The 23,298-nt window shown below is 67.2% G+C and carries 21 protein-coding genes; 12 read left to right on the top strand and 9 right to left on the bottom strand.

The features are described 5' to 3' along the window. Positions 1–8 precede the first annotated feature (8 nt). From CHRYSEO8AT_RS04260 to CHRYSEO8AT_RS04270, 3 genes are all read right to left on the bottom strand, one after another. Positions 9–320 carry a hypothetical protein gene (locus tag CHRYSEO8AT_RS04260; protein WP_159846703.1) on the bottom strand — a complete coding sequence of 104 codons (312 nt, stop codon included), beginning with the start codon at positions 318–320 and terminating at the stop codon, positions 9–11. Positions 321–451: 131 nt separating this feature from the next. Next, positions 452–1,318: a flagellar motor stator protein MotA gene (gene motA, locus CHRYSEO8AT_RS04265; protein WP_159846706.1), complete on the bottom strand. Its 867-nt coding sequence runs from the start codon at positions 1,316–1,318 to the stop codon at positions 452–454. Between the two features lie 84 nt (positions 1,319–1,402). After that, positions 1,403–3,202 (bottom strand): long-chain-acyl-CoA synthetase, encoded by a 1,800-nt coding sequence (locus CHRYSEO8AT_RS04270; RefSeq protein ID WP_159846709.1) that lies wholly within the window; start codon positions 3,200–3,202, stop codon positions 1,403–1,405. A 325-nt stretch (positions 3,203–3,527) separates the two neighbouring features. Here CHRYSEO8AT_RS04270 and CHRYSEO8AT_RS04275 point away from each other — a divergent pair, with 325 nt between their 5' ends. Beyond that, positions 3,528–4,109, top strand: coding sequence for a hypothetical protein (locus CHRYSEO8AT_RS04275; protein ID WP_159846712.1), 582 nt, complete (start codon positions 3,528–3,530; stop codon positions 4,107–4,109). Between the two features lie 45 nt (positions 4,110–4,154). Here CHRYSEO8AT_RS04275 and CHRYSEO8AT_RS04280 read toward each other — a convergent pair whose 3' ends face one another. Both CHRYSEO8AT_RS04280 and CHRYSEO8AT_RS04285 read right to left on the bottom strand, forming a co-directional pair. After that, on the bottom strand, positions 4,155–5,480 hold the full coding sequence (locus tag CHRYSEO8AT_RS04280) for a sorbosone dehydrogenase family protein (protein ID WP_159846715.1): 1,326 nt from the start codon (positions 5,478–5,480) through the stop codon (positions 4,155–4,157). Between the two features lie 12 nt (positions 5,481–5,492). After that, positions 5,493–6,050: a lipocalin family protein gene (locus CHRYSEO8AT_RS04285; RefSeq protein WP_159846718.1), complete on the bottom strand. Its 558-nt coding sequence runs from the start codon at positions 6,048–6,050 to the stop codon at positions 5,493–5,495. 147 nt (positions 6,051–6,197) lie between these two features. On the opposite strand from CHRYSEO8AT_RS04285, the gene cysD reads away from it, so the two are divergent. The 3 genes from cysD (at position 6,198) to CHRYSEO8AT_RS04300 (ending at position 10,201) form a co-directional block, all read left to right on the top strand. After that, positions 6,198–7,166: a sulfate adenylyltransferase subunit CysD gene (gene cysD, locus CHRYSEO8AT_RS04290; protein ID WP_159846721.1), complete on the top strand. Its 969-nt coding sequence runs from the start codon at positions 6,198–6,200 to the stop codon at positions 7,164–7,166. After that, positions 7,166–9,091 carry a sulfate adenylyltransferase subunit CysN gene (cysN, locus tag CHRYSEO8AT_RS04295; RefSeq protein ID WP_159846724.1) on the top strand — a complete coding sequence of 642 codons (1,926 nt, stop codon included), beginning with the start codon at positions 7,166–7,168 and terminating at the stop codon, positions 9,089–9,091. The genes cysD and cysN overlap by 1 nt, the downstream gene beginning before the upstream one ends. Positions 9,092–9,160: 69 nt before the next feature. After that, entirely contained in the window at positions 9,161–10,201 is a 1,041-nt protein-coding gene (locus CHRYSEO8AT_RS04300; RefSeq protein ID WP_159846727.1) for a mechanosensitive ion channel family protein, read from the top strand. On the opposite strand, the gene CHRYSEO8AT_RS04305 is transcribed toward CHRYSEO8AT_RS04300, so the two are convergent. Next, positions 10,189–12,345 (bottom strand): malate synthase G, encoded by a 2,157-nt coding sequence (locus tag CHRYSEO8AT_RS04305; RefSeq protein ID WP_159846730.1) that lies wholly within the window; start codon positions 12,343–12,345, stop codon positions 10,189–10,191. The genes CHRYSEO8AT_RS04300 and CHRYSEO8AT_RS04305 overlap by 13 nt on opposite strands. Positions 12,346–12,586: 241 nt before the next feature. On the opposite strand from CHRYSEO8AT_RS04305, the gene CHRYSEO8AT_RS04310 reads away from it, so the two are divergent. Further along, a complete protein-coding gene (locus CHRYSEO8AT_RS04310; protein WP_159846733.1) occupies positions 12,587–12,961 on the top strand; it encodes a hypothetical protein in 375 nt (124 codons plus the stop codon). 19 nt (positions 12,962–12,980) lie between these two features. On the opposite strand, the gene CHRYSEO8AT_RS04315 is transcribed toward CHRYSEO8AT_RS04310, so the two are convergent. Further along, on the bottom strand, positions 12,981–13,127 hold the full coding sequence (locus CHRYSEO8AT_RS04315; RefSeq protein ID WP_201304354.1) for a hypothetical protein: 147 nt from the start codon (positions 13,125–13,127) through the stop codon (positions 12,981–12,983). A gap of 198 nt (positions 13,128–13,325) precedes the next feature. Here CHRYSEO8AT_RS04315 and CHRYSEO8AT_RS04320 point away from each other — a divergent pair, with 198 nt between their 5' ends. From CHRYSEO8AT_RS04320 to CHRYSEO8AT_RS04335, 4 genes are all read left to right on the top strand, one after another. Then, complete coding sequence (locus CHRYSEO8AT_RS04320) at positions 13,326–14,924, top strand: hypothetical protein (protein ID WP_201304355.1); 1,599 nt, start codon at positions 13,326–13,328, stop codon at positions 14,922–14,924. A gap of 31 nt (positions 14,925–14,955) precedes the next feature. Then, positions 14,956–16,599 carry a peptide chain release factor 3 gene (locus CHRYSEO8AT_RS04325; protein WP_159846736.1) on the top strand — a complete coding sequence of 548 codons (1,644 nt, stop codon included), beginning with the start codon at positions 14,956–14,958 and terminating at the stop codon, positions 16,597–16,599. A 62-nt stretch (positions 16,600–16,661) separates the two neighbouring features. Continuing rightward, entirely contained in the window at positions 16,662–17,000 is a 339-nt protein-coding gene (locus tag CHRYSEO8AT_RS04330) for a hypothetical protein (RefSeq protein WP_201304486.1), read from the top strand. 108 nt (positions 17,001–17,108) lie between these two features. After that, on the top strand, positions 17,109–18,323 hold the full coding sequence (locus CHRYSEO8AT_RS04335) for a hypothetical protein (RefSeq protein WP_159846741.1): 1,215 nt from the start codon (positions 17,109–17,111) through the stop codon (positions 18,321–18,323). Positions 18,324–18,327: 4 nt separating this feature from the next. Here CHRYSEO8AT_RS04335 and cysQ read toward each other — a convergent pair whose 3' ends face one another. After that, positions 18,328–19,155 (bottom strand): 3'(2'),5'-bisphosphate nucleotidase CysQ, encoded by an 828-nt coding sequence (gene cysQ, locus CHRYSEO8AT_RS04340; RefSeq protein ID WP_159846744.1) that lies wholly within the window; start codon positions 19,153–19,155, stop codon positions 18,328–18,330. Positions 19,156–19,250: 95 nt separating this feature from the next. Here cysQ and chpT point away from each other — a divergent pair, with 95 nt between their 5' ends. From chpT to CHRYSEO8AT_RS04355, 3 genes are all read left to right on the top strand, one after another. Then, a complete protein-coding gene (gene chpT, locus CHRYSEO8AT_RS04345; RefSeq protein ID WP_159846747.1) occupies positions 19,251–19,922 on the top strand; it encodes a histidine phosphotransferase ChpT in 672 nt (223 codons plus the stop codon). A gap of 93 nt (positions 19,923–20,015) precedes the next feature. Then, on the top strand, positions 20,016–20,393 hold the full coding sequence (locus tag CHRYSEO8AT_RS04350; RefSeq protein ID WP_159846751.1) for a response regulator: 378 nt from the start codon (positions 20,016–20,018) through the stop codon (positions 20,391–20,393). Continuing rightward, positions 20,390–21,205, top strand: coding sequence for a protein-glutamate O-methyltransferase CheR (locus tag CHRYSEO8AT_RS04355; RefSeq protein ID WP_159846754.1), 816 nt, complete (start codon positions 20,390–20,392; stop codon positions 21,203–21,205). The genes CHRYSEO8AT_RS04350 and CHRYSEO8AT_RS04355 overlap by 4 nt, the downstream gene beginning before the upstream one ends. A gap of 24 nt (positions 21,206–21,229) precedes the next feature. On the opposite strand, the gene cckA is transcribed toward CHRYSEO8AT_RS04355, so the two are convergent. Further along, complete coding sequence (gene cckA, locus CHRYSEO8AT_RS04360) at positions 21,230–23,278, bottom strand: cell cycle histidine kinase CckA (RefSeq protein ID WP_159846757.1); 2,049 nt, start codon at positions 23,276–23,278, stop codon at positions 21,230–21,232. Positions 23,279–23,298: the final 20 nt, after the last annotated feature.

Raw genomic sequence — 23,298 nt, forward strand, 5'->3', positions numbered from 1 at the left:
AGCCGGTCTTAGTGGGCGGCGGGCGCGTGCGGCGGTTCGGCCGGCGCGGCGGGCGACGGGGCGGCGGCGGACGCGTCCGCGCCCTGCATCGTCGTTGCGGCCGGGGCCGTGGTCGCGGCGGTGTCGTTCTGGATGGCCTGGTTGGCGGCGGCCTCGGCGTCCTTGGCGGCCTGATCGACCGTCAGGGCCGCTTCCTCGGCGCTGCCGGCGGCCTCGACCGCATCGGTCGCGGGGGCTTCGGCCTTTTCTTCAGGCGCCTTGCTGCAAGCGGCCAGGACCAGGACCGCAGCCGATGCGGCGACGAGGGCTTTGATACGCATGAGGACTTCTCCGAAGGCTTGCGCGAGGCTGCGCGCCACGCACCACAACGATAGGGCCGCCTTGCACGACAGGGCAAGTTACGATCCGGCAAGGCGTGATCGGGGCGGCGTCACGCCGCAGCGGCCTAAACCTAGTCGGCGGTGATGTTGTTCAGCGTCTCTTCCATCTCGCCGAACGACGGCTGGGCGGACGAGGGAATGTCGCCACGGCCGATCTCGACCGAGATCTGGGCGGCGTTGCCGTGCAGGTGGGCCACCAGCACCGACTGGATGATCTTGTAGTAGGCCGCTTCCTCATTGATGATCGCGGTCAGGCGTGCGGCGAACGGGCCGACCAGGCCATAGGCCAGGAACACGCCCATAAAGGTGCCGACCAGGGCGCCGCCGATCATGGTGCCCAGCACCTCGGGCGGCTCGGTGATCGAGCCCATGGTCTTGATGACGCCCAGCACGGCCGCAACGATGCCCAGGGCGGGCAGGCCGTCGGCCAGGGTCTGCAGGGCGTGCGCATTCTCCAGATGCTCGTGGTGATGCTTTTCGAGCTGCTTTTCCATCGCGTCCTCGACTTGGTGCGGATCCTCCAGGTTCATCGTCATCATCCGCAGGGTGTCGCAGATGAAGTCGACGGCGAAATGGTCCTTAAGCACCTTGGGGTACTTCTGGAAAATGGCCGATTCCTTGGGCTTTTCGATGTGGCTTTCCAGCGCCACCACGCCCTTGGACTTCATGGTCTTGGTCAGCTGGAACAGCAGCGACAACAGGTCCTTGTAGTCCTGCTTCTTCCACTTGGGTCCGGCAAAGCACTTGCCGAGCCCCCCCATGGACCCCTTGATCACAGTCATGGAGTTGGAGATCATGAAGGCCGCGATACCCGCGCCGCCGATCGCCATCAGTTCGTGGGGCGCGGCGTGCAGGATCACTTCGAACTTGCCGCCAGATATGGCGTAGCTGCCGAAGACGAGGCCGAACAGCAGCACGATGCCGATGATCTGGAACATGAAAGCGAACGATCCTGACGCGAGAAGTCGGGACTATCGCCGTTAATCATTAAGACGGCGTTTCGCGAACGCCGTCTCCTGACCTCAGATCCGACCTTCGCCGTTCAGGATCGCGGTGCGCGCCGCCGCCGTCAGCTTCTGATACCCGGCCTTGCCGCCTCGCACGTAAAGCGACGTACCGGTCTTTTCGGGATCGAAGCCGTCCGCGACCAGATCGGCCTTGCGATACTTGAACGTGCCGGTCGTTTCCGCCGACTTGATCAGGCGCAGGAACACCGGCTGGGCATAGGCCGGCAGCTTGGCCTCGACATGGTCGGAGAAGGCTTGGGCGTCGAACTTGCCCTCGACCACCAGCGCCGCCATGCCGGCCTTGCCGTCCTGGGCCGGCACCGGCACGCCATAGACGATGGCCTCGGTCACGCCGGGCGCATCCATCAGCACCTGTTCGACCTCGGAGGTCGAGACGTTCTCGCCCTTCCAGCGGAAGGTGTCGCCCATCCGGTCCACGAAGTAGAAATAGCCTTCCGCGTCCTGCTTCATCAGGTCGCCGGTGCGGAACCAGCGGTCGCCCTTCTTGAACACGTCGGTCAGGATCTTCTTCTGCGAGGCGGCCTTGTCGGCATAGCCCGAGAAGTCGTGGCGGATGTCGTTGCCGATCAGACCGATGGCCTCGCCTACCTCGCCCACACGCGCCAGGCGGCACAGGCCGTCAGAACCACGGATCGGCTGTTCGGTATCGACGTCGAACTCGACCAGGCGAATATTGATCTGCGACTTCAGGAAACCGGGCACCCGGCCGATCGCGCCCTGTTTGCCGTCGAAGTTGAACAACGAGACATTGCCCTCGGTCGAGCCGTAGAACTCAAGGATCTCGGGGATTTTGAACCGGCTCTGGAATTCGGGCCAGACATCGGCGCGCAGGCCGTTGCCGAACGCCAGCCGCAGCTTGTGCTTGGTCTCGTCCTCGTGCGGCGGGCAGTTGACCAGATAGCGGCACAGCTCGCCGATATAGACGAACATGGTCGCGCCCGACGACCGCACGTCGGGCCAGAAGGTGCTGGCCGAGAACTTCTTGCGGATCACCAGACGCGCGCCGTTCAGCAGGGCCGCGCCCACCCCGACCAGACCGCCGGTCGAGTGATACAGCGGCAGGACGTTGAAGATCCGATCCTCGGCCGTCGACCGCGTGGCCCCGGCGAAGGCGCGCATATAGGTGCGGGCGCGCGAATGCGGGATGCGCGCGGCCTTGGGCAGGCCGGTCGTGCCGGAGGTGTAGATGTAGAGGGCGGTGTCGCGGTTGGTCAGACCCTCGCGCGCCGACTTGGACGGCCGCACCGACGATCCGCCGCGCACGGGCTTGTCCAGCCCCCGACGGTCGCTGGTCTCCAGATCGTCGGGCAGGCCCAGCACCCAGAGCGCCAGGTTATGATCGACCAGAGGCCGCGCCTCCTCGATCTGACGCCAGCAGTCCTCGTCGGCGACGACGTTGAAGGCGTTAGAGATGGCCAGACAGTGCGCCAGCCCCTGCCCGTTCAGATTGGTGTTGATCAGGGCCGTGGCGATCCCGACCTTGGAGAAGCCGATCCAGGCCGCCAGATATTCGATCCGGTTGGTCATCATCAGGGCGATGGTGTCGCTGCGACGCAGGCCCCGATTCTTGGCCCAGTGGGCGAAGCGGTTCGCCATGGCATCCAGGTCGCGATAGGTCAGGGTGCGCTGACCATCGTCGATGGCGATATTGTCGGCGAACTTGTCCACCGCCTCTTCGAAGTCGTCACAAAGCAGGACATCGCTGTCCAGCTCGATCGGCTTGATGCGCTTGAGCAGGCGGAACAGGCCGCGAGCGAACCGGACGTCCCGACGGATATTCGCTACAAAACCCATGCGCGCCGTGCCTCCGGTCAATGCGTGTTCCACCCGGCCCGGTGATGGACGAAGGGGGGGCGTCGGGTCAACCGCGCCGTCCGCGAACCCTCGCGAACCCGACGGATTGGCGTCAGCCGTGACCCATTTGTTCTGTTGACGCCGGGGAAATCCAGAGGCGGCGCCTGCTTTTTATTGCCGCATTCCCCGCAGATCCGGCCGCAAAGGGCGCGGTTGTCGCCGCATTCCGGGCGAGAAGGGTGTTTCTTCGGGGCTTTTGCGCCGACAGCGGAACGACGTTGCGAGACGGCGGGTTGGTTGATCAACGTTATGGAGGACAGAAACGATGTCGATGACCTACGCCAACGCCGAGACCGAAGCCCGCACCGAGGACACCGCCTTCGTGCCGCGCTACGCCCGCAACACCAAGGCCAAGAAGTCGGTGAAGACTTGGATGATCCTGGCCCCGATCGGCGCCGTCGTGCTGCTGGGCAGCGGCGTCGCGATGGTGATGGGCGGCGGCGAACAGACAGCGCCCGCGCCGGCTGCCGAGGCTGCGGCCCCTGCGATGCAGACCGCGCCCGCCGCGATGACCGCCGCCGAGACGCCCGTAATGCCGGCCGCACCGATGGAGACTACTCAGGCCCCGACCGCCGCGCCGACGCCGGCTGCGCCTGCTCCCGTCGCCCGTCGTGCTGAACCGCGCGCCGAGTCGGTCGCCCGTCGCGCCGCCCCGGCTGGTGAACGCCCGGCCGCCGCTCGCGTCGAGACGCCGGCCGCGCCGACTGGTCCTCAGCCTTATGCTGCCCCGGCAGCGACGGCTGCGAGCACCAGCCAGTTGAACACCGCCCCCGCGACGGCCTCGACCCCGGCTCCGGTCGTGACAACGCCCGCCGCTCCGGCGATCACGGTCCAACCGTTGAACTGATCGCAGTCAAATAGAAGAAGGCCCCGGCTTCGGTCGGGGCTTTTTTTATGCGCCCGCCGTCACGCGCCAGATCACATTGCCCACGTCGTCGGCGACCAGCAGCGCGCCCAGCCGGTCGATCTGAACCCCGACAGGCCGTCCCTGCGCCTGACCTTGGGCGTTCAGGAAACCGGTCAGCACATCCCGCGGCGGACCGGCCGGACGACCGTCCACAAACGGCACGAAGATCACCTTGTAGCCGCTGCGCACGCTGCGGTTCCACGACCCATGCTGACCGACAAAGGCGCCATTCCGCCAGGCTGGCGGCAACAACGTCGCCCCCTCGCCGAACGTCAGCCCCAGAGACGCCGTATGGGCGCCCAGGGCGTAGTCCGGCCTGATCGTCCGCGCGACCATCTCCGGATTGGCGGGCGGCCGCGCATCGACGTGCTGGCCGTAATAGCTCCAGGGCCAGCCATAGAAGGCGCCCGGCGTCACCGAGGTCATATAGTCAGGAACCAGATCGTCGCCGATCTCGTCGCGTTCGTTGACCGCCACCCACAGCCGCCCGCTCTGCGGGTTCCAGTCCATGCCCACCGGATTGCGCAGGCCCGAGGCATAGACCCGCCGCGCGCCCGTCGCCGGATCGATCTCCAGAATGGCGGCCCGATCCACCTCTTCGTCCAGCCCATTCTCGCCGACGTTTGAGTTGGACCCGACCCCGACATAGAGGCGGCTTCCGTCCCGGCTGGCGACCAGGCTCTTGGTCCAGTGGTGATTGCGGCCGGCCGGCAGGTCCACGACCTTGGTCGCGGCGGCGTCGATCCGCGTCTGTCCCGTCCGATAGGGGAAGACCACCACCGCATCGGCGTTGGCGACGTAGAGGCGATCCCCCACCAGCGCCATGCCGAATGGCGAGGTCAGGCCGGTCAGGAAATCCGTCTTCGTTTCCGCGACCCCGTCGCCATCGGCGTCGCGCAGCAGGACGATCGTGTTGGGACTGGGCACGCCGGCCCCGGCCCTGGCCATGACCTTGCCCATCACCCAGTCGCGTATTCCGCCCTTCTTGTCCTGCGGCGGAGGCGGCGCATTGGTTTGCGCCACCAGAATGTCGCCATTGGGCAGGCGATAGAGCCAGCGGGGATGGTCCAGCCCCGTCGCGAACGCCTGGACCCGCAAGCCCGCCGCCGCCACAGGCGTCGCGCCCTGGGGCCAACTCGCCGCCGGGGCGATCTTCACGGTCGGAAGCAGGCCCTGCCGAGGCGCCGGCAGTTCAGGATTGGCGCCGAACCCCGCCTCCGACGGCAGCGCCGTTTGCCCGGCGCAGGCCGCCAGCCCGATCACGGCCGCAACGACGGTCGAAAGGAGCAGGGTCTTCGACGTGGCGGACATGATCGTGGATCCTCAGCGCGGGGGTTGGGCTGGAAACTCCAGGCGACTGACGTCATAACCCAGAGCGCGCGCCCGTTCTGTCAGGCTGCGCACCTGAGCCTCGGTCGGCAGGTCGCGAGTATAGATAAACAGGCGCTCGAACGTCGGATCGGCCGAGATGAACCAGCTGTAGTCGTCCGCCCGGTCCAGAACCCAGTAATCCCAGGTCACGAACCCGGCCAGATATTTGACCCTCAGCTTGGCGTTCGTGCCGGGATCCAGGATTTCGCCCCGTCCGCCGATGGCCTTTTCCTTGCCCTGCGGCGTATCGACCTGACAGGTGTCGCGCACATCGACGCGCGTGCCCTCGACCGGCGTATAGATCGATGCGCCTGCCACGCAGCCGTCGGTCAACCGATCCGGCAGGCGCGCGATCTCGTGCCAGCGCCCGGACCACAGACGCTGCACATCCACCGGCTTGGCGGGCTGGGGCGCGCGATATTCGGAAGGCGACGGGGCCGTCACGCAACCGGCCAGGGCGACGACGGCGACGGCGACGGCCGAGGCCATCAGGGATTTCAAGCTGGACATGAGCGTTTCCGTTTGAAGCCATAAGCCGCTTTCGGCGACCCTGGTTCCTTTACGTCGCAACGGCGTTCTCGGACGCCGCAGGCCGAAAAACTCACAACGCGCGACAGTAACCCTCGCTTGTTCCGAGACGCGCATTGGCGTTGTCACATGGCGTTCGACGGAGACGCCTCGGTGAATATCGCCACCCTGACCAGAAGCCGCATCGCCCTGCCCCCCGCACGCCTGACGCACCTTCAGCGGCTGGAGGCCGAGGCCATCCATATCATGCGCGAGGTGGCGGCCGAGGCCGAGCGTCCGGTGATGCTGTATTCGATAGGCAAGGACTCGGCCGTAATGCTGCATCTGGCGAAGAAGGCCTTCTATCCTTCGAAGCCGCCCTTCCCTCTGCTGCACGTCGACACGACGTGGAAGTTCCGCGCCATGTACGCAATGCGCGAACAGGCGGCGGCCGATCTCGGCGTCGAACTGCTGGTCCACCAGAATCCCGAGGCCGTCGCGCGCGGCATCAATCCGTTCGACCACGGCTCGGCCCTGCATACCGACCTGTGGAAGACCGAGGGGCTGAAACAGGCCCTGTCGCTGTACGGCTTCGATGCGGCCTTCGGCGGCGCCCGCCGCGACGAGGAGAAGTCCCGCGCCAAGGAGCGGATATTCTCCTTCCGCACGGCCGAGCACCGCTGGGATCCCAAGAACCAGCGCCCTGAACTCTGGCGGCTTTACAACACCAGGAAACGGCCGGGCGAAAGCATCCGCGTCTTCCCCATCTCCAACTGGACCGAGCTGGACGTCTGGCAATACATCCACCTTGAGCAGATCCCGATCGTGCCCCTCTATCTGGCGGCGGAACGACCGGTGGTCGAACGCGACGGCGCCCTGATCATGGTCGATGACGACCGCTTCCGCCTGCGGCCCGGCGAGACGCCGCAAATGAAGTCGGTCCGCTTCCGCACCCTGGGCTGCTACCCCCTGACCGGGGCGGTCGAGAGCACGGCGGCGACCCTGCCCGAGGTCATCCAGGAAATGCTGCTGACCACCACGTCGGAGCGTCAGGGGCGGATGATCGACCACGACCAGTCCGCCTCAATGGAGAAGAAGAAGCAGGAGGGCTACTTCTGATGGCCCCAGAAACGTACAAAGCGTCGGACCTGATCGCCCGCGACATCGGCGCCTATCTGGACGCCCACCAGCACAAGAGCCTGCTGCGCTTCATCACCTGCGGCAGCGTGGACGACGGCAAGTCGACCCTGATCGGCAGGCTGCTCTACGATTCCAAGATGATCTTCGAGGATCAGATGGCGGCGCTGGAGGCGGACAGCCGCCGCGTCGGCACCCAGGGCGGCGACATCGACTTCGCCCTGCTCGTCGACGGCCTCGCCGCCGAGCGCGAGCAAGGCATCACCATCGACGTGGCCTATCGGTTCTTCTCGACCGAAAAGCGCAAATTCATCGTCGCCGACACGCCGGGCCACGAACAATACACCCGCAACATGGTCACCGGCGCCTCGACCGCCGACGCCGCCGTCATCCTGATCGACGCCCGTCGCGGCGTCCTGACCCAGACCCGTCGTCACGCCTATCTGGTCAGCCTGCTGGGCATCCGACACGTGATCCTGGCGGTGAACAAGATGGACCTGATGGGCTGGTCCCAGTCGGTGTTCGACGCCATCGTCGCCGACTTCAGCGCCTTCGCTGGCCAGATAGGGCTGAAGACCTTCGACGCCATCCCGATGTCGGCCCTGCGTGGCGACAATATCACCGAGGCCAGCGCGCATTCGCCCTGGTACACCGGCCAGCCTTTGATGAGCCTGCTGGAAACGCTTGAGGTCGGCGACGATCTACAGGCGGATCCGTTCCGTCTGCCGGTGCAATGGGTCAACCGGCCCAATCTCGACTTCCGCGGCTTCTCCGGCCAGATCGCCGCCGGGACCGTGCGCCCCGGCGATCCCGTCCGCGTCCTGCCGTCGGGCAAGACCTCGACCGTGGCTCGCATCGTCACCGCCGACGGGGATCTACCCCAGGCCGTCGCAGGCCAGTCGATCACCCTGACCCTGGCCGACGAGATCGACGTGTCGCGCGGCGATGTCCTGGCCTCGGCTGACACCCCGCCCGAGGCCGCCGATCAGTTCGAGGCCACCGTGGTCTGGATGGACGACGAGCCCCTGCTGCCGGGCCGTCCCTACCTGCTCAAGATCGGCGCCAAGCTGGTAGGGGCGACCATCACCGAGCCCAAGCACAAGGTGAACGTCAACACCCTGGAGCAGCAGCCGGCCAAACGTCTGGAGCTGAACGAGATCGGCGTCTGCAACCTGTCGCTCGACGCCCCTGTCGCCTTCGCCCCCTATGTCCAGAACAAGGACCTGGGCGGCTTCATCCTGATCGACCGCATCAGCAATCGAACGGTCGGGGCGGGCCTGCTGAACTTCGCCCTGCGCCGCGCCCACAACATCCACTGGCAGGCGACCTCGGTCGACAAGTCGTCGCGCGCCGCGATCAAGAACCAGAAGGGCCGCGTCATCTGGCTGACCGGCCTGTCCGGCGCCGGCAAATCCACCATCGCCGACCTGGTTGAAAAGCGCCTCTATGCCGACGGCCGCCACACCTATCTGCTGGACGGCGACAATGTCCGCCATGGCCTGAACCGCGACCTGGGCTTCACCGAGGAGGACCGGGTCGAGAACATCCGCCGCGTCGCCGAGGTATCGAAACTGATGGTGGACGCCGGCCTGATCGTCCTGGTCAGCTTCATTTCCCCCTTCCGCGCCGAACGCCGGATGGCCCGCGATCTGCTGGGCGATGGCGAGTTCGTCGAGGTCCATGTCGACACCCCCCTGGCGGTGGCCGAGGCCCGCGACGTCAAGGGCCTCTACAAAAAGGCCCGCGCCGGCGAACTGAAGAATTTCACCGGCATCGACAGTCCCTACGAAGCGCCCGAAAATCCCGAGATCGTCGTGGACACCACCACCATGTCCCCCGCGGACGCGGCCGAACGCATCGTCGCCTGGCTGGACGGCCGGTTCTCGACCGAGGATTTCAGCATCTGACCCCTCGACGTTCGGCCGGTTCGGGCGCGAGGGTGGAACCTTGACCGTTCGCCAAGCGCTCTGGAGCCAATGACCAATCCGATCAAACAATTGGACCTCGCGGCCATCGAACAGTCGCAGGTCGTGCGGATCGCCGGGGCCAATCTGACGATCGGCGGCCTGACCAGCGCCGGGGTGATCCTGCTGGTCGCCTTCGCGGCGCACTGGCTGGTGACACGGTCCCTGCGCCGACTGCGCGAACGGGCGGATCGCAGCCGCCAGGCCGTCTATCTGCTGGAGCGGCTGGCGGGTTACGCCATCATCGTCATCGCCGTAATGTCGGCCCTGTCAGCGGCGGGCCTGAACCTGTCGTCCCTGACGGTGTTCGCGGGCGCCCTGGGCATCGGCGTGGGTCTGGGGCTTCAGGGCGTGGTCAAGGAGTTCGTCTCCGGCCTGTTCCTGATCTTCGACCGGATGGTGTCGGTCGGCGACTATATCGAGATCGAGGACATCGGCATTCGCGGCGCCATCATGGAGATCGGCCCGCGGGCCACCCGCGTGCGCACCAACGACAACGTCAATGTGCTGGTGCCCAACTCACGCTTCATCGAACAGCCGGTGACCAACTGGACGCTGAAGGGCGACACCCGCCGCATCCATGTGCCCTTCTCGGTCGCCTATGGCTCGGACAAGGGTCGGGTGCGCGACGCCGTCCTGGCCGCCGCCCGCGCCAGCCCCTTCACCCTGCCCGAGACCGAGGCCCGCAAGAGCCAGGTCTGGCTGGTGGCGTTCGGCGACAAGGGGCTGTCGTTCGAACTGCTGGTCTGGCCGACGCGCGAGGCGGTCAAACGCCCCGCCGCCATGCACGCGGCCTATACCTGGCTGATCGCCGACGCGCTGGAGGCGGCGGGCGTCGAGGTGCCGGTGCCCCAGACCGACCTTCGCCTGCGCACCGCCTTCGGCCTGGAGGGCGACGAGGCCCTGAAACGGCTCGGCTATGGTGTGGGCGCCCCGCCCCGACCGACCAGCCCCCAACGCACCGCCCAGACCGCCAACGACGCCGCCGACGACGTCATGGCCGACGACGAGGTGGAGACGCCCGCCCCTTCCACGCCGCGTCAGGCGGACTGAGCCGCCTTCGCCCTCAACCGCCAGGCATGCAGCAGCGGCTCGGTATAGCCGTTCGGCTGTTCCACCCCCTCGAAAACCAGAGCGCGCGCCGCCTGATAGGCCAGGCTGGCCTCCGGGTTCGCCGCCATCGGCCGATACAGCGGATCGCCCGCATTCTGGCCATCGACCTTGGCCGCCATGCGCAGGAAGGCGGCATCCACCTGGTCGGCCGTGCAGACCCCGTGCAGCAGCCAGTTGGCGATATGCTGCGAACTGATCCTCAGCGTCGCCCGGTCTTCCATCAGGCCAATATCATGGATGTCCGGCACTTTCGAACACCCGACACCCTGATCGATCCAGCGCACCACATAGCCCAGTATGCCCTGGGCGTTGTTGTCCAGTTCGGCCGCCACCTCGTCCTCGGACCAGTTGACGCCATTAGCCAGATCGGGGGCCAGCGGCGGGGTCAGCAGGGCCTCCAGCCCCGGCGTCGGCTCAACCGCCACTTCCTTCTGCACCGCGAACACATCGACGGCGTGATAGTGCAGCACGTGCAGGGTCGCCGCCGTCGGGGACGGGGTCCAGGCGGTGTTGGCGCCCGTCCTGGGGTGGGCGATCTTCTGCTCCAGCATGTCGGCCATGCGGTCCGGCGCCGCCCACATGCCCTTGCCGATCTGTGCCTTGCCGGACAGGCCGCATTTCAGGCCGATGGCGACGTTGCGCGCCTCATAGGCCGTGATCCAGGCGCTGGACTTGATGTCCGCCTTTCGCACCACCGGTCCGGCCTGCATGGCCGTGTGGATCTCGTCGCCGGTGCGGTCCAGGAAGCCGGTGTTGATGAAGACGATCCGGTCCTTCACCGCATGAATGCAGGCCGCCAGATTGGCCGATGTCCGCCGCTCCTCGTCCATCACCCCGACCTTGATCGCATGGCGCGGCAGGGCCAGCAGATCCTCCACCGCGTCGAACAGCCGGTCGGTGAAGGCGGCTTCGTCCGGCCCATGCATCTTGGGTTTGACGATATAGACCGATCCCGTCGCGCTGTTGCCGAACCCACCCAGCCCCTTGATGTCATAGAGGGCGATCAGGCTGGTCATGATCGCATCCATGATCCCCTCGGGCGCATCCGACCCGTCGGCCAGGCGAATGGCCGGCGTGGTCATCAGGTGTCCGACGTTGCGCACGAACAGCAGGCTGCGCCCCTTCAGGATCACCGACGATCCGTCCGCCGCCGTCCATTGGCGATCCGGCTCCAGCGCGCGGGTCAGGGTCTCGCCCCCCTTTTTGAATGTCGCCGACAGATCGCCTCGCATCAGGCCCAGCCAGTTGCGATAGGCCTCGGCCTTGTCCGCCGCATCGACGGCGGCGACGGAATCCTCCAGATCGACGATGGTCGTCAGGGCCGATTCCAGCACCACGTCCGCCAGACCCGCCGCATCGCCCCGTCCGACCGGATGGCTGCGGTCCATGACCAGTTCGATGTGCAGACCATTGTGGGCCAACAGGATCGACGCCGGCGCCCCCGCCTCGCCCGTAAAGCCGACGAACTGTCCAGCATCCTTCAGCGCCGGCGACAGGGCGCCGTCCACAACCGACCATCCGCCCACATCCGCATGCGAGCCCTCGGCCAGCGGCGCCGCCTCGTCCAGGAAGGCCTTGGCCCGCGCCACCACCCGCGCCCCGCGCGCCGCGTCATAGCCGCCGCCGGCCGGCAGGTCGCCCAAGGCGTCCGTGCCATACAGGGCGTCATACAGGCTGCCCCACCGCGCATTGGCGGCGTTCAACAGGAAACGCGCGTTCAGCACCGGCACCACCAGCTGCGGCCCGGCCATCTGCGCGATCTCGGCGTTCACGCCTTCGGTGCCGATGGAAAACGCGGCCGGCTCATCGACCAGATAGCCGATCTCTCTCAGGAAGCCCTCCGACGCCCCCACGTCGTAGGGCTGGCCCCGCCGCGCCAGATGCCAGTCGTCGATCTGGGCCTGCAAGGCGTCGCGCCGCTCCAGCAAGGCCCGGTTTTCCGGCGCGAACCGTTCGAAGATCGTCGCCGCCCCGGCCCAGAAGGTCGCCGCATCCAGGCCTAGCCCCGGCAGCACATCCTGCTCGATCAGGGTGATCAGCTCGCCCGCGACCTTCAGCCCGGCGCGATCTTCATGGGTCGTCATGACGGCCTCTCCCCGGCGCGACGCCGGACCTGTAACAATGCGTGATCAGGTAAGCCGAGCCCGCGTCGCTCCGCAAGGGTCACGTCGCGTCATCGCGGTCGCTTTTCGTCAAATGAGGAGGGCGACGCACACCGACCGTGGTCAGAAACTCTTAACCGCGTCCGTGAACGGGACCGCAAGCGGCGGCGCCTATTGTGAGCTTACGGACGAACTCGCGTCCGGCCAGTCGAGCGTATCGCCCATGCTGTTTCTTCTGAACGACGTCGTGTTCGACCTGGACGAGGCCTGCCCGGCCACGCCCGCCGACGCGCGCCGGTTCGAGAAGCTGGAGTTCGACTATGTGCTCGAACTGGGCTGCGAACTGTTCGCCGAGGATCCGCTGCTGCACCGCAACGATCCCGAACGTGCACGCCGCCTGGCCTGGCTGATCGCCCAGCGCAGCCCGGATGTGAACGCCGCCCTGTTCGCCGCCCCTGCCGCCGCCTGCAACCCCGATTTGGTCGAGCCGCGCTTCTGCGCCCTGCCGCAGCAGGTCATGCATCAGCTTCAGGCCAAGGGCCGTCGCCTCGACGCGGTCTCGGCCGACCGCGCCGTCTGGAACCGCTTGGCCGCCTGATCGCGGCCCGAAAACGCAGTCAGAAGACTGCATTGAACACCACGTGGACCAGCGTCGCCACGACCACGATAAAGCCGAACCCGACCACCAGCCCCAAGGCCGGATGAAGGGGCGCATGCTCGCGATGCGTATGGGCGATACGGTCTTGAGGATGGATGACAGCCATCGTCTTTGTCCTTTCCCTATGATCCCGGATCGATCCGGGAGGGGAGCGTCGGACTCTGACGGCCTGATCGTCTCCTCCAGACCGGAGCATGACTCCAATATCCCCTGATGGCGAGGGGTTATTTTCCTGCGCCTGCGCGCTGGACGACGGCGCGCCGAAGTTGCACCTTCGCGCCCAAGGGATGTTCAGGGGCGATCTATGACTTCGAGGCTTTTGACCTGCGCCGCTGCAGCGGTGGTGGCGTTCATGCTGGCGACCACGCCACAGCCGGCGCGCGCCGACTGGCTACGGGCCGAAAGCGAGCGCTTCATCGTCTACAGCGACGGCGGTCAGCGCGCGTTGAGAGACTATGTCCAGAAGCTGGAGATCTTCGACCGGGTCATGCAGTTCCGAACCGGAACTGCAATCACCACCGAACCGCCGCGCAAGATGCCGATCTATCTCGTCGGCAATCGCCGAGGTCTGACTCGGGTGCATCCTCAAAGCGGCGCCAATACGATGGGCACCTATTTCCCGACCGAAGAGGACATCTTCGCGGTCGCGGTCCGGAGCGACGGCTCCGGCGGAGTCTCGGGTGACGACATCCTGATGCATGAATACGCCCACCATTTCATGCTGGGCAATTTCCCCGGCTCCTATCCGGCCTGGTTCGTCGAGGGCTTCGCCGAATACTATATGACCGCCGACATCGACGTTCGCGACCGCAAGGTGGTTCTGGGCAAATACAATCAGAACCGCGCCTACTGGATCCTGTCGGAAAGCTGGATCCCGCTGGACGTCCTCTTGACCAAGCGGCCAGGTGAAGTCCGATCCGACAGCCAGCAGGCGACCTACTATCCGATCGCCTGGCTGCTGACCCATTGGTTCGTCAGCGACCCGGCACGCCTTGAACAGCTTGAGGATTACCTGGGGCGCGTTGCACGCGGTGAGGACTCGGTTCCGGCGATGCAGGCCGCCACGGGCATGAATTTGCGCGATCTTCAGGCGGCGCTTCGGCGTTATACGCGAGGTCGATTGGTCAGCAGAATCATCAGCGGCCAGTTCCCAACATCCGAGATCGTCATCACGCGCCTATCTCCCGCCGCCGACGATTTGCTGCTCGTCAACCAGCGGCTCAAGATCGGCGTGCCGGACGAAGATCGCGAGGCCCTGGGCCAGGAAGTCGCCCGACTGGCGGCCCGACACGGCGACGATCCGCTTGCGCTTCTCGCTGCCGGCCATGCCGGCCTTCATTTCGCCGACAAGCCCGCTGGCGAACGTGCCCTACAGCGGCTGCTGGAAATCGAGCCCAACCATATCGAGGCCCTGCAATTTCTGGCTCAGGAGCGACTGCGGCAGGCGCGCGAGGCTGACGACGACGCTCAAGCCCAGGCGCTGCGGGTTCAAGCCCGCGACTATCTGGCCCGCGCCTATGCCGCCGGTCAGAATGATTATCGCACCCTGATGTTGCTGTCCGAGCTTCGTCGGACCCAGCCGGGCTATCCCAACGAGAACGATCTCCTCACCATGGGGCTGGCGCTGGACCGCGCCCCGCAACTGGCGGCGGTGCGATTCCCCTATGCCGACGCGCTGGTGCAGACCGGCGACAAGGAAGAGGCGGTTGCGGTGCTGAGGCCCCTGGCCAACAATCCGCACGGGGGCAGCGCCTCGACCTACGCCAATCGACTGATCGCCGCTATCGAAGCGGGTCAGGATCTGCCCCAGATCACGGAAGACGCCGACGCGCCACAAATCAGCGAGCCGGAAGCCGAGCCGGAAACCCCGCCCGAATCCGCCCCGGCGCCCGCCAGCGAGTGACTTTCGGCGCGCGGCGGGGTAGTCGCGCGCCATGTCCTCCTTGACCCTGCCTGAAGAAGCGGCGCGCCGTCGCACCTTCGCCATCATCGCCCACCCGGATGCGGGCAAGACGACCCTGACCGAGCATATCCTGCTGGCGGGCGGCGCCATCCGCGCGGCGGGCGCCGTGCGGGCGCGCGGCGAGAACCGACGGACACGTTCGGACTGGATGAAGATCGAGAAGGAGCGCGGGATTTCCGTCAGCGCCTCGGTCATGACGTTCGAGCACGACGGCAAGATGTTCAACCTGCTCGATACGCCCGGGCACGAGGACTTTTCCGAAGACACCTATCGCACCCTGACCGCCGCCGACTGCGCCATCATGGTGCTCGACGCCGCCAAGGGCATCGAGCCGCAGACGCTGAAACTGTTCGAGGTCTGCCGCCTGCGCGACATTCCGATCATCACCTTCATCAACAAGCTGGACCGTGAGGCCCAGGACCCGATGACCCTGCTGGACGACATCGCGTCGCGCCTTCAGCTGGACCCCGCCCCGATCTGGTGGCCGGCCGAGAGCGGCAATCGCCTGCGCGGCATGGTCGAGGTCGGCACCGGCCGGTTCCAGCCCTATACCCGCAAGATCGCCGGCTCGGCCGAAGACCCGGATCACCCCGCCGCCCTGCCGCTGGACCAGGCGGCGCAGTATTTCGAGGCGGGCGAGCAGAACACTCTCGCCGAGGCCGTCGAACTGGTCGAGGGCGGCTATCCGGCCTTCGACCGTCAGGCCTTCCTGGAGGGCCACATGACGCCCGTGCTGTGGGGTTCGGCCCTGCGCCACTTCGGCATCGACGAACTGCTGAAGGCCATCGGCGACTGGGCCCCGGCGCCCAAGACGATGAAGGCCAAAAAGGAATCTCCGCCCGAGACCCGCAACGCCCCCGCCCCGGTCGAGACCGTGGTCGAGCCGGGCGCCAACGAGGTCACCGGCTTCGTCTTCAAGGTCCAGGCCAATATGGACCCCAACCACCGCGACCGCATCGCCATGTTCCGCATGGCCTCGGGCGCCTTCAAGCGCGGCATGAAGCTGAAGGTCCAGAACACGGGCAAGTCGCTGTCGGTGAACGCGCCCATCATGTTCTTCGCCAGCGACCGGGAACTGGCCGACGACGCCTTCGCCGGCGACGTGATCGGCATTCCCAACCACGGCGTGCTGCGTGTGGGCGACAGCCTGTCGGAAAGCGGCGTGGTGCGGTTCGCCGGGCTGCCGAACTTCGCGCCCGAAATTCTGCAACGGGTGCGGGTCAAGGATCCGCTGAAGGCCAAACACCTGAAGAAGGCGTTGGAAGGCCTGGCCGAAGAAGGCGTGACCCAGTTGTTCCGTCCCGAGATCGGCTCGGACTTCATCGTTGGCGCCGTGGGCCAGCTTCAGTTCGAGGTCATGGCCGACCGCCTGGGCGAGGAATACGGCCTGGACGTCATCTTCGAGCCCAGCCCCTACGCCGAGGCCCGCTGGGTCACTCCAGCCTCGGCGGGAACCGACGCCGACATCGAGGATTTCAGCGGCAAATACCGCCCCCAGATGGCCCGCGACATCGACCAGGCCCCGGTCTTCCTGGCCAAATCCAGTTGGGAAACCGGCTACGTCGGCGAACGCTTCCCCAAGATCGCCTTCACCAAGACCAAGGAACGCGGCTGAGCCTGCTCTGCGCCAAACGACTTCCTTTGGTCACGCGGCTGAGCCATGGTCGCGGGATGTCGTTGCTTCTCGCCCTCTCCAGCGCTGTGGTCATGCTGCAGGCCGCCCCGTCCGTGGGGCTGGTCTCGTATGACGAGGCGGTGCGCTGTGCGGGCCTGACCCAGGCGGCGTCGGAGCTGGAAGGCGGCGAAAGCGTCCAAGGGCGGCGGCTGTATGATGCGGCCCTCTATTGGTCGTTGGCGGCGATGCAGGCGGCGACGGCGGCGGGCAAGGCGGCGCCGGCCGCCGAGGCCGATCAGACGCGCGCGCGCATCGCGGCCGTGCGGATGCTGAACGGCGATGCGCCCGAGGCCAGGGCCGCCCTGCAACGCTGTCAGCAGAAGACGCCCAAGCTCGACTAGATTGTCCGCATAAGGCCAAGTCGAACCGCTTTCGCGGCGCTGCGTTTGCATTGGACGCCCCGAGAGACGCAGTCTGCGTCCCGAAGCGGGATAACTGAGGTTCAGCGCATGTTCGAATTCGGCCGCGATCTTCGAAAACTCTTCGCTCAGGCGCGTGAGAGTGAAGACCTGGGCTGGGTCGAACTGATCGGCGTCGACTTGTTGCAGGCCGAGGCGCGACGCGAAACGATCGATTCAGGGCGCGTGTCCTGCGCCCGCCCCTTCGAAACCGAACACCGCGCGGCGGCCCTGTGGCGCGAACATGCCCGACGCGGCGGGGCGTCCGACAGTCTGGACCGCGCCGAACGCTGCGCCGACAGCCTGGCGCGCACGGCCGCAGGCGAGGATCAGGTCGCCCTGGCCGCGATGGACAAGGCGGCGGTGTTGATGCTGCGTTTCGACCTGTGCGGCGATCCCGCGCGGCTGGACCGGGCGCTGGCCACTCTGGCGGCTGTCGGTCGCCCGCGCAGCCGACGTATCGCGGCGGCCATGACCGCCCTTCACGCCCGGCTCAAGGTCCGCACCGCGCGGCTGAGCGGCGATGTGGCCAGCCTGTCCGACGCCGCCGTTCTGATGGACGCAGCGGTGCGCAGCGACGACACGCACGACATGGACCTGCGAATGGACCGCGCGGCCCTGTCGCTGGAGATGGGCGTGGTCCAGCGCGACGTGCGTTTGCTGGATCAGGCCGGTCACGACCTGGGCGCCCTGGTCGAGACCGCCTCGCCAGACCACCGCCCCCTGACCCGCGCCCGTGCCTTGGCCCTGTGCGGCGCCGGCCTGTCGGCGCTGGCCGCCATCGCCGGTCATGAAGAGGCTCGCGCCCAGGGCCGGATCATGTTCGACGCCGCCGCCGATCAGTTCACGCCCGACCACAGCCCGCTGGACTGGGCCGCGATTCAGGTGCTGCGCGCCGGCGACGACGCCCAACCTCTGATGCTGCTGACCCAGGCCGAGAGCCTGACCCAGGGCGGCGAACTGATCATCGGCTCCCTGGTGCGCGAACGCCGCATCACGCGAGAGGTCGCCCTGGCCGAAGCGGTCAAGGACATGACGGCCCTGATGACGCTGGAGACCCGCCTGCGGGCGCGGATGTCGGAGGCCACGCCGCTGGATTGGGCCGCCGATCAGATCGGCATGGCCGAGATCATGCGGGCCCGCCATCGTCTGGGCGGAACGGCCCCGGCCGATCTCGGCCTGATCCTGGCCGAGGCCGCCATGACCGCCCGCGAACTGGGCGTCGAGGCCCTGGCCGACCGTGCCGAGGCCCTGCTGAACGTCTGAGGCCTCAGCCGCCCATGGCGACGAAGGCGCCGTTCAGGAACTTCGACTTGCCATAGGCCAGACGCTGACCGTCGTCGGCCAGCACGCGGCCGCCGGCGGCTTCCAGCACGGCCTGACCCGCTGCGGTGTCCCATTCCGAGGTCGGGCCGGTGCGTGGATAGGCGTCAAACCGCCCCTCGGCGATCAGGCAGAACTTCAGCGACGAATCCGTCCCCTGCCAGCGCGAGCAGCCGTGACGAGCGGCCAGGCGCGTCGCCTCCTCGTCGGTGATGCTGTGGCTCAGCAAGGCCATGCCTTCTTGAGGACGGTCGCGCACCCGGATCGGGCGCCAGTCCTCGCCCGCATGGGCTTCGCCGGCCTGAAGAGCGCCGAACTGACGTCGGAACGCGCCGCCCTCGGGCTTGTCGGTGCGCCAGGTCGTCGCCGTCGCCGGCGCCGTCACCACGCCCGCGACCGGATGCTGGCCATGGATCAGGGCGATATTGACCGTGAAGGCCTCGCCGCCGCGCACGAAGCCGCGCGTGCCGTCCAGCGGATCGATCAGCCAGAACCAGTCCTCGGCGCTGGCGGGCGCGCCGTTCGCCGAAACCGCCTCTTCCGCCACCGTCTGGACGCCGGGATACAGGGCCGCCAGCCGTTCCAGGATCAGGGCCTCGGCCGCGCGATCGGCCTGGGTCACCGGGCTGTCGTCGGACTTGGTCTCGACCGCCGTGCCCGCGCGCCAATAGGGCAGGATCAGCCGCGCGGCCTCCTCCGCGATCTCGGCAATGGCCAGGGAAAGCGCGCCGGACTTCAGATCGCGCGCCAGAACAGTTGTGGAGGAGGTCGTCATTGGCGGGTCGATAGACTATCCGGGCGGTTCCATGAACCGGCAAATCACTCCAACTTCGCGCGCGACACGAACTGTGACCTGAGCGCGCCAGACCTATGACCCCGACCCACGACGCAGACGCCGCTCCGCTGGACCTTCCCGTCGATGGGACGGAGCTGGCCACCTACATCGCGGCCAAGCTGTGCCATGACTTCATCAGTCCGTCTGGCGCCATCGTTTCCGGCCTGGACCTGATGCAGGATCCGACCGCTCAGGACATGCGCGACGACGCCCTGGCCCTGATCGAACAGAGCGCGCGCAAGATGGTCGCCCTGGTGCATTTCGCCCGCGTCGCCTTCGGCGCCGCCACCACCAGCGAACGGTTCACGGCCCGCGAGATCGAAGGCCTGGTGTCGAACATGGTCCAGGGCGGCCGCGCCTCGCTGGACTGGCGCATCGCCGACGGCGAGTTTTCAAAGCCCCAGGCCCGCGCCCTGACGAACCTGGCCTATCTGACGGTCGGCGCCCTGCCCATGGGCGGCGTCGCCGTGATCCAGTCCCGCACCGAGGACGGCCTGCTCTATCTGGAAGGGTTCGCCGAGGGCGCCCGCGCCCGGCTGAAGCCCGAAGCCGTGGTCGGCCTAGCCGGCGAACGCCTGACCGAGGGTCTGGCTGGACAGTGGATCCAGCCCTACTGGCTGTGGCTAACCGTCAAAGAGGCCGGCGGGGCGTTACGCGTCAAGGTTGAAGACGGCAAGGTCTCCCTGATCGCCCGAGTGCCCGCCTGATTTCCAATTCCCAACGACTCATTAACTGGCGTCTGAGATAAAAAGGGTCCATGCGCCTCGGGCGAAAGCCGCCGTGTCTTTGAGGGATCGATCTTGGACTTCCGAACCTGCCTGATCGTCGACGACAGCCGCATCATCCGCAAGGTTGCGCGCCGCATCGTCGAGGGCCTGGGCTATGAGGTTGACGAGGCCGCGGACGGCTCCGAGGCCCTGGCCTATTGCACCGGCGCCATGCCCGACGTGCTGCTGGTGGACTGGAACATGCCCGTGATGGACGGCATCACCTTCCTGCGTCGCCTGCGCGCCATGCCGGGCGGCAAACGACCCAAGGTGCTGTTCTGCACGATCGAGACCCGCCCCGAGCGGATCGCCGAGGCCCTGGCCGCCGGCGCCGACGACTATGTCATGAAGCCTTTCGATGGCGAGATCCTGCAGTCCAAGCTGACGGAGGTCGGAGCGATCGCCGCATGACCCCAGAGGACTTCGACAAGCTGCAGTCCCTTCTCGCCACCCGCGCCGGCTACCGGCTGTCGCGGGATCGCATCCACCTGGCCGAACACCGGCTGGGCCCGATCGCGCGGCGCGAGGGCTACGCCAATGTCGAGGCCCTGCTGTCGAACCTGTGGGCCAATCCGGTCGCCTCACTGGCCTGGTCGGTGATCGAGGCCCTGCTGAACGCCGAGACCTGGTTCCGTCGCGACCGCACCCCCTTCCGCATCCTGGAAAGCGAACTGCTGCCGGCCCTATCCAAGGCGCGGCCCGATGGGCGGATCAAGGTCTGGTCGGCCGGCTGCTCGACCGGCCAGGAAGCCTGGTCCATCGCCATGACCGCGATGGAGGTCGGGGTCGACGTCGATCTGGTCGCCACCGACCTGTCGCAACGCGCCATCGAGAAGGCGCGCTCGGGCCTCTATACCGGCTTCGAGATCCAGCGCGGCCTGACGGCCAAAACCATGCTGCGTTGGTTCGAACCGATGGACGACCAGTGGATCGTCAAGGCCGAGCTGGCCGACGCCGTGCGCTTCGGCCGCGCCAACCTGCTGGACGAACCGACGGACGACGCGCGGTTCGACGTCATCTTCTGCCGCAATGTCCTGTCCGACATGGAGCCGACGCGTCGCGCCCGCCTGCTGGACGGGCTGGAACGCCGCCTGGTCGACGACGGCTGCCTGTTCCTGGGCGCGGACGAAAAGCTGGAGGGCGAAACCGTCGCCTTCCGCGCCGTCAACGGCCGTCGGGGCCTGTATGTAAAGGCGCCCTCGGCGCTTCGCCGCGCCGCCTGATCCCGGCGAACCGACGCGGCGCACTCAGCCCGCGTGTAGTTCCTGCTTCACCCGCTCCGCCAGGGTCTTGATGTCCAGCGGCTTGGGCAGGAAGGACACCCCGACCTCGTCCTGCAACAGGTCCGAGAAGTCGCTTTCGGCATAGCCCGAAATGAACATCACCGGCGCATCGCCCAGATACTGCCGCGCCTTCTTCAGCAGCGACGGCCCATCGAGACCCGGCATGATGACGTCCGAGATCATCATGTCGATCTGGCCCGCGTGTTCCTCGGCCAGCAACAGGGCTTCCTCGCCGTCGGCGGCCTCGATCACCTCATAGCCGCGCTGGCGCAGCAGGCGGGCGGCGATGCCGCGCACGGCGTCCTCGTCCTCGACGAACAGGATGCGTCCGGCGCCCGACAGGTCGCGCGGCGTCTTGACCTTGACCTCGACCGGCAGCACCTCGGCCAGCTCCGCCTCGCCTGCCGCCGGCAGGAAGATGCGGAAGGCCGCGCCAGCTCCCTCGATGTTGCTGACGGTGATATGGCCGCCCGCCTGCTGGGCGATGCCGTATACGGTGGCCAGGCCCATGCCCGTCCCCTCGTTCACCGCCTTGGTGGTGAAGAAGGGCTCGAAAATCTTGTCCACCAGTTCGGGCGGCACGCCGGGGCCGGTGTCCGACACCTCGATCAGGGCCACCTCGTCCGTCGGCGCATCGACCCAGCCCAGGGCGCGCGCCTCGTCGCCCGTCAGGCGGCGCGTGGCGATGGTGACCACGCCGGCGCCCGGTTCGACCACGCCGCGCATGGCGTCGCGGGCGTTGACGGCTAAGTTCATCACCGCCGTCTCCAGCTGTGACTTGTCGGCCAGCACCACCGGCAGGTCGCGGCCGTAGTCTGTCTCCAGCCGCACGTCCTCGCGCAGCAGACGGCGCAGCAGGATGGCGAACTCGCCGACCAGTTCGCCCAGGTCCAGCCGCTCGCGGCGAACGGTCGATTTGCGCGAGAAGGCCAGCAGCTTGCGAACCAAATCCGCCGCCCGAATGGCCGTCTGGCGGATCTCGTTCAGCCCCTCGTACGAGGGATCGCCCACCGGATGCCGTTCCAGCAGGCCCGATAGCTGAAGCTGTATCGCGGTCAGCAGGTTGTTGAAGTCGTGCGCCACGCCCCCGGCCAGCTGGCCCACGGCCTGCATCTTCTGGGCCTGGTTGAGCTGCAGCTCCATCGACTTCTGGCCCGACACGTCGAACAGCCAGATGCGTCGCTTGTCGCCTTCAGGCGCCACATAAAGATGCAGCATCTTGTCGGGATAGGCCCGCGCGATCAGCTCGATCGGCCCCGACGACCCATCCTCCAGCTTCAACCGCGCCTCGGCGACGCCGCCCGGATCGAACAGATCGCCGAATGCCGCATCGCGCGCCGCGCCCGGACCCGTCAGAACGGCCAGGGCGGGATTGGCCTCCTCCGCCCGGCCCGAGAACAGGTCATCGCCGCCGATGACGGCCGAGCCGAACGGCGCCCCAGCCGCCATGGCGCGGGCCTCGCCGGTCGCGGCGGCGGGTGCATGGACGGGCGCGGAGGCGATAGGCAGGACGGCATCTGGCGCCGCGCGCATCAGGAACCGGCCTTCCCCCGTCCTGCTGTCGCCAACTTGGCCGATCACGACCTCGATCTCGCGCGTGCCGATCATGACGATGGCGCGGCCCGGCTCGCCTTTGCGCGCCTGGGCGAAGGCCATGTACAGGGCCTGGGCCGACTTGCCTCGCGGCAGGGCGCCTGTCGCGCCGTTGGCCTCGGCCCAGGCGGCGTTGAAGGCCAGGATTTGTCCTGAATCCCACACCAGGGCGGCCGGCTCGGCCATGGCCTCCAGCACCTCGATGGCGGCGTCGATGCTCGGCTTGGCGTTGGCGGCCCGGCGGAAACCGAACAGGCCGATCAGCGCGATCATCCCTACCGTCAGGATCAGCACCAGCCCCGGCGCCGAGGTCGGATTGTCGCGAAACGCCGGATAGGCCAGGGCGGCGATGGCCGCCACCACGCCGAACGCCATCACGGCCGACAGAAGATCGAACGAAGGGCGTCGGGTGGACGTCATGCAGCCTCGCGAATCAGTGG

It is taken from the genome of Brevundimonas sp. G8 (genome assembly GCF_902506205.1).
Taxonomy (GTDB): Bacteria; Pseudomonadota; Alphaproteobacteria; order Caulobacterales; family Caulobacteraceae; genus Brevundimonas.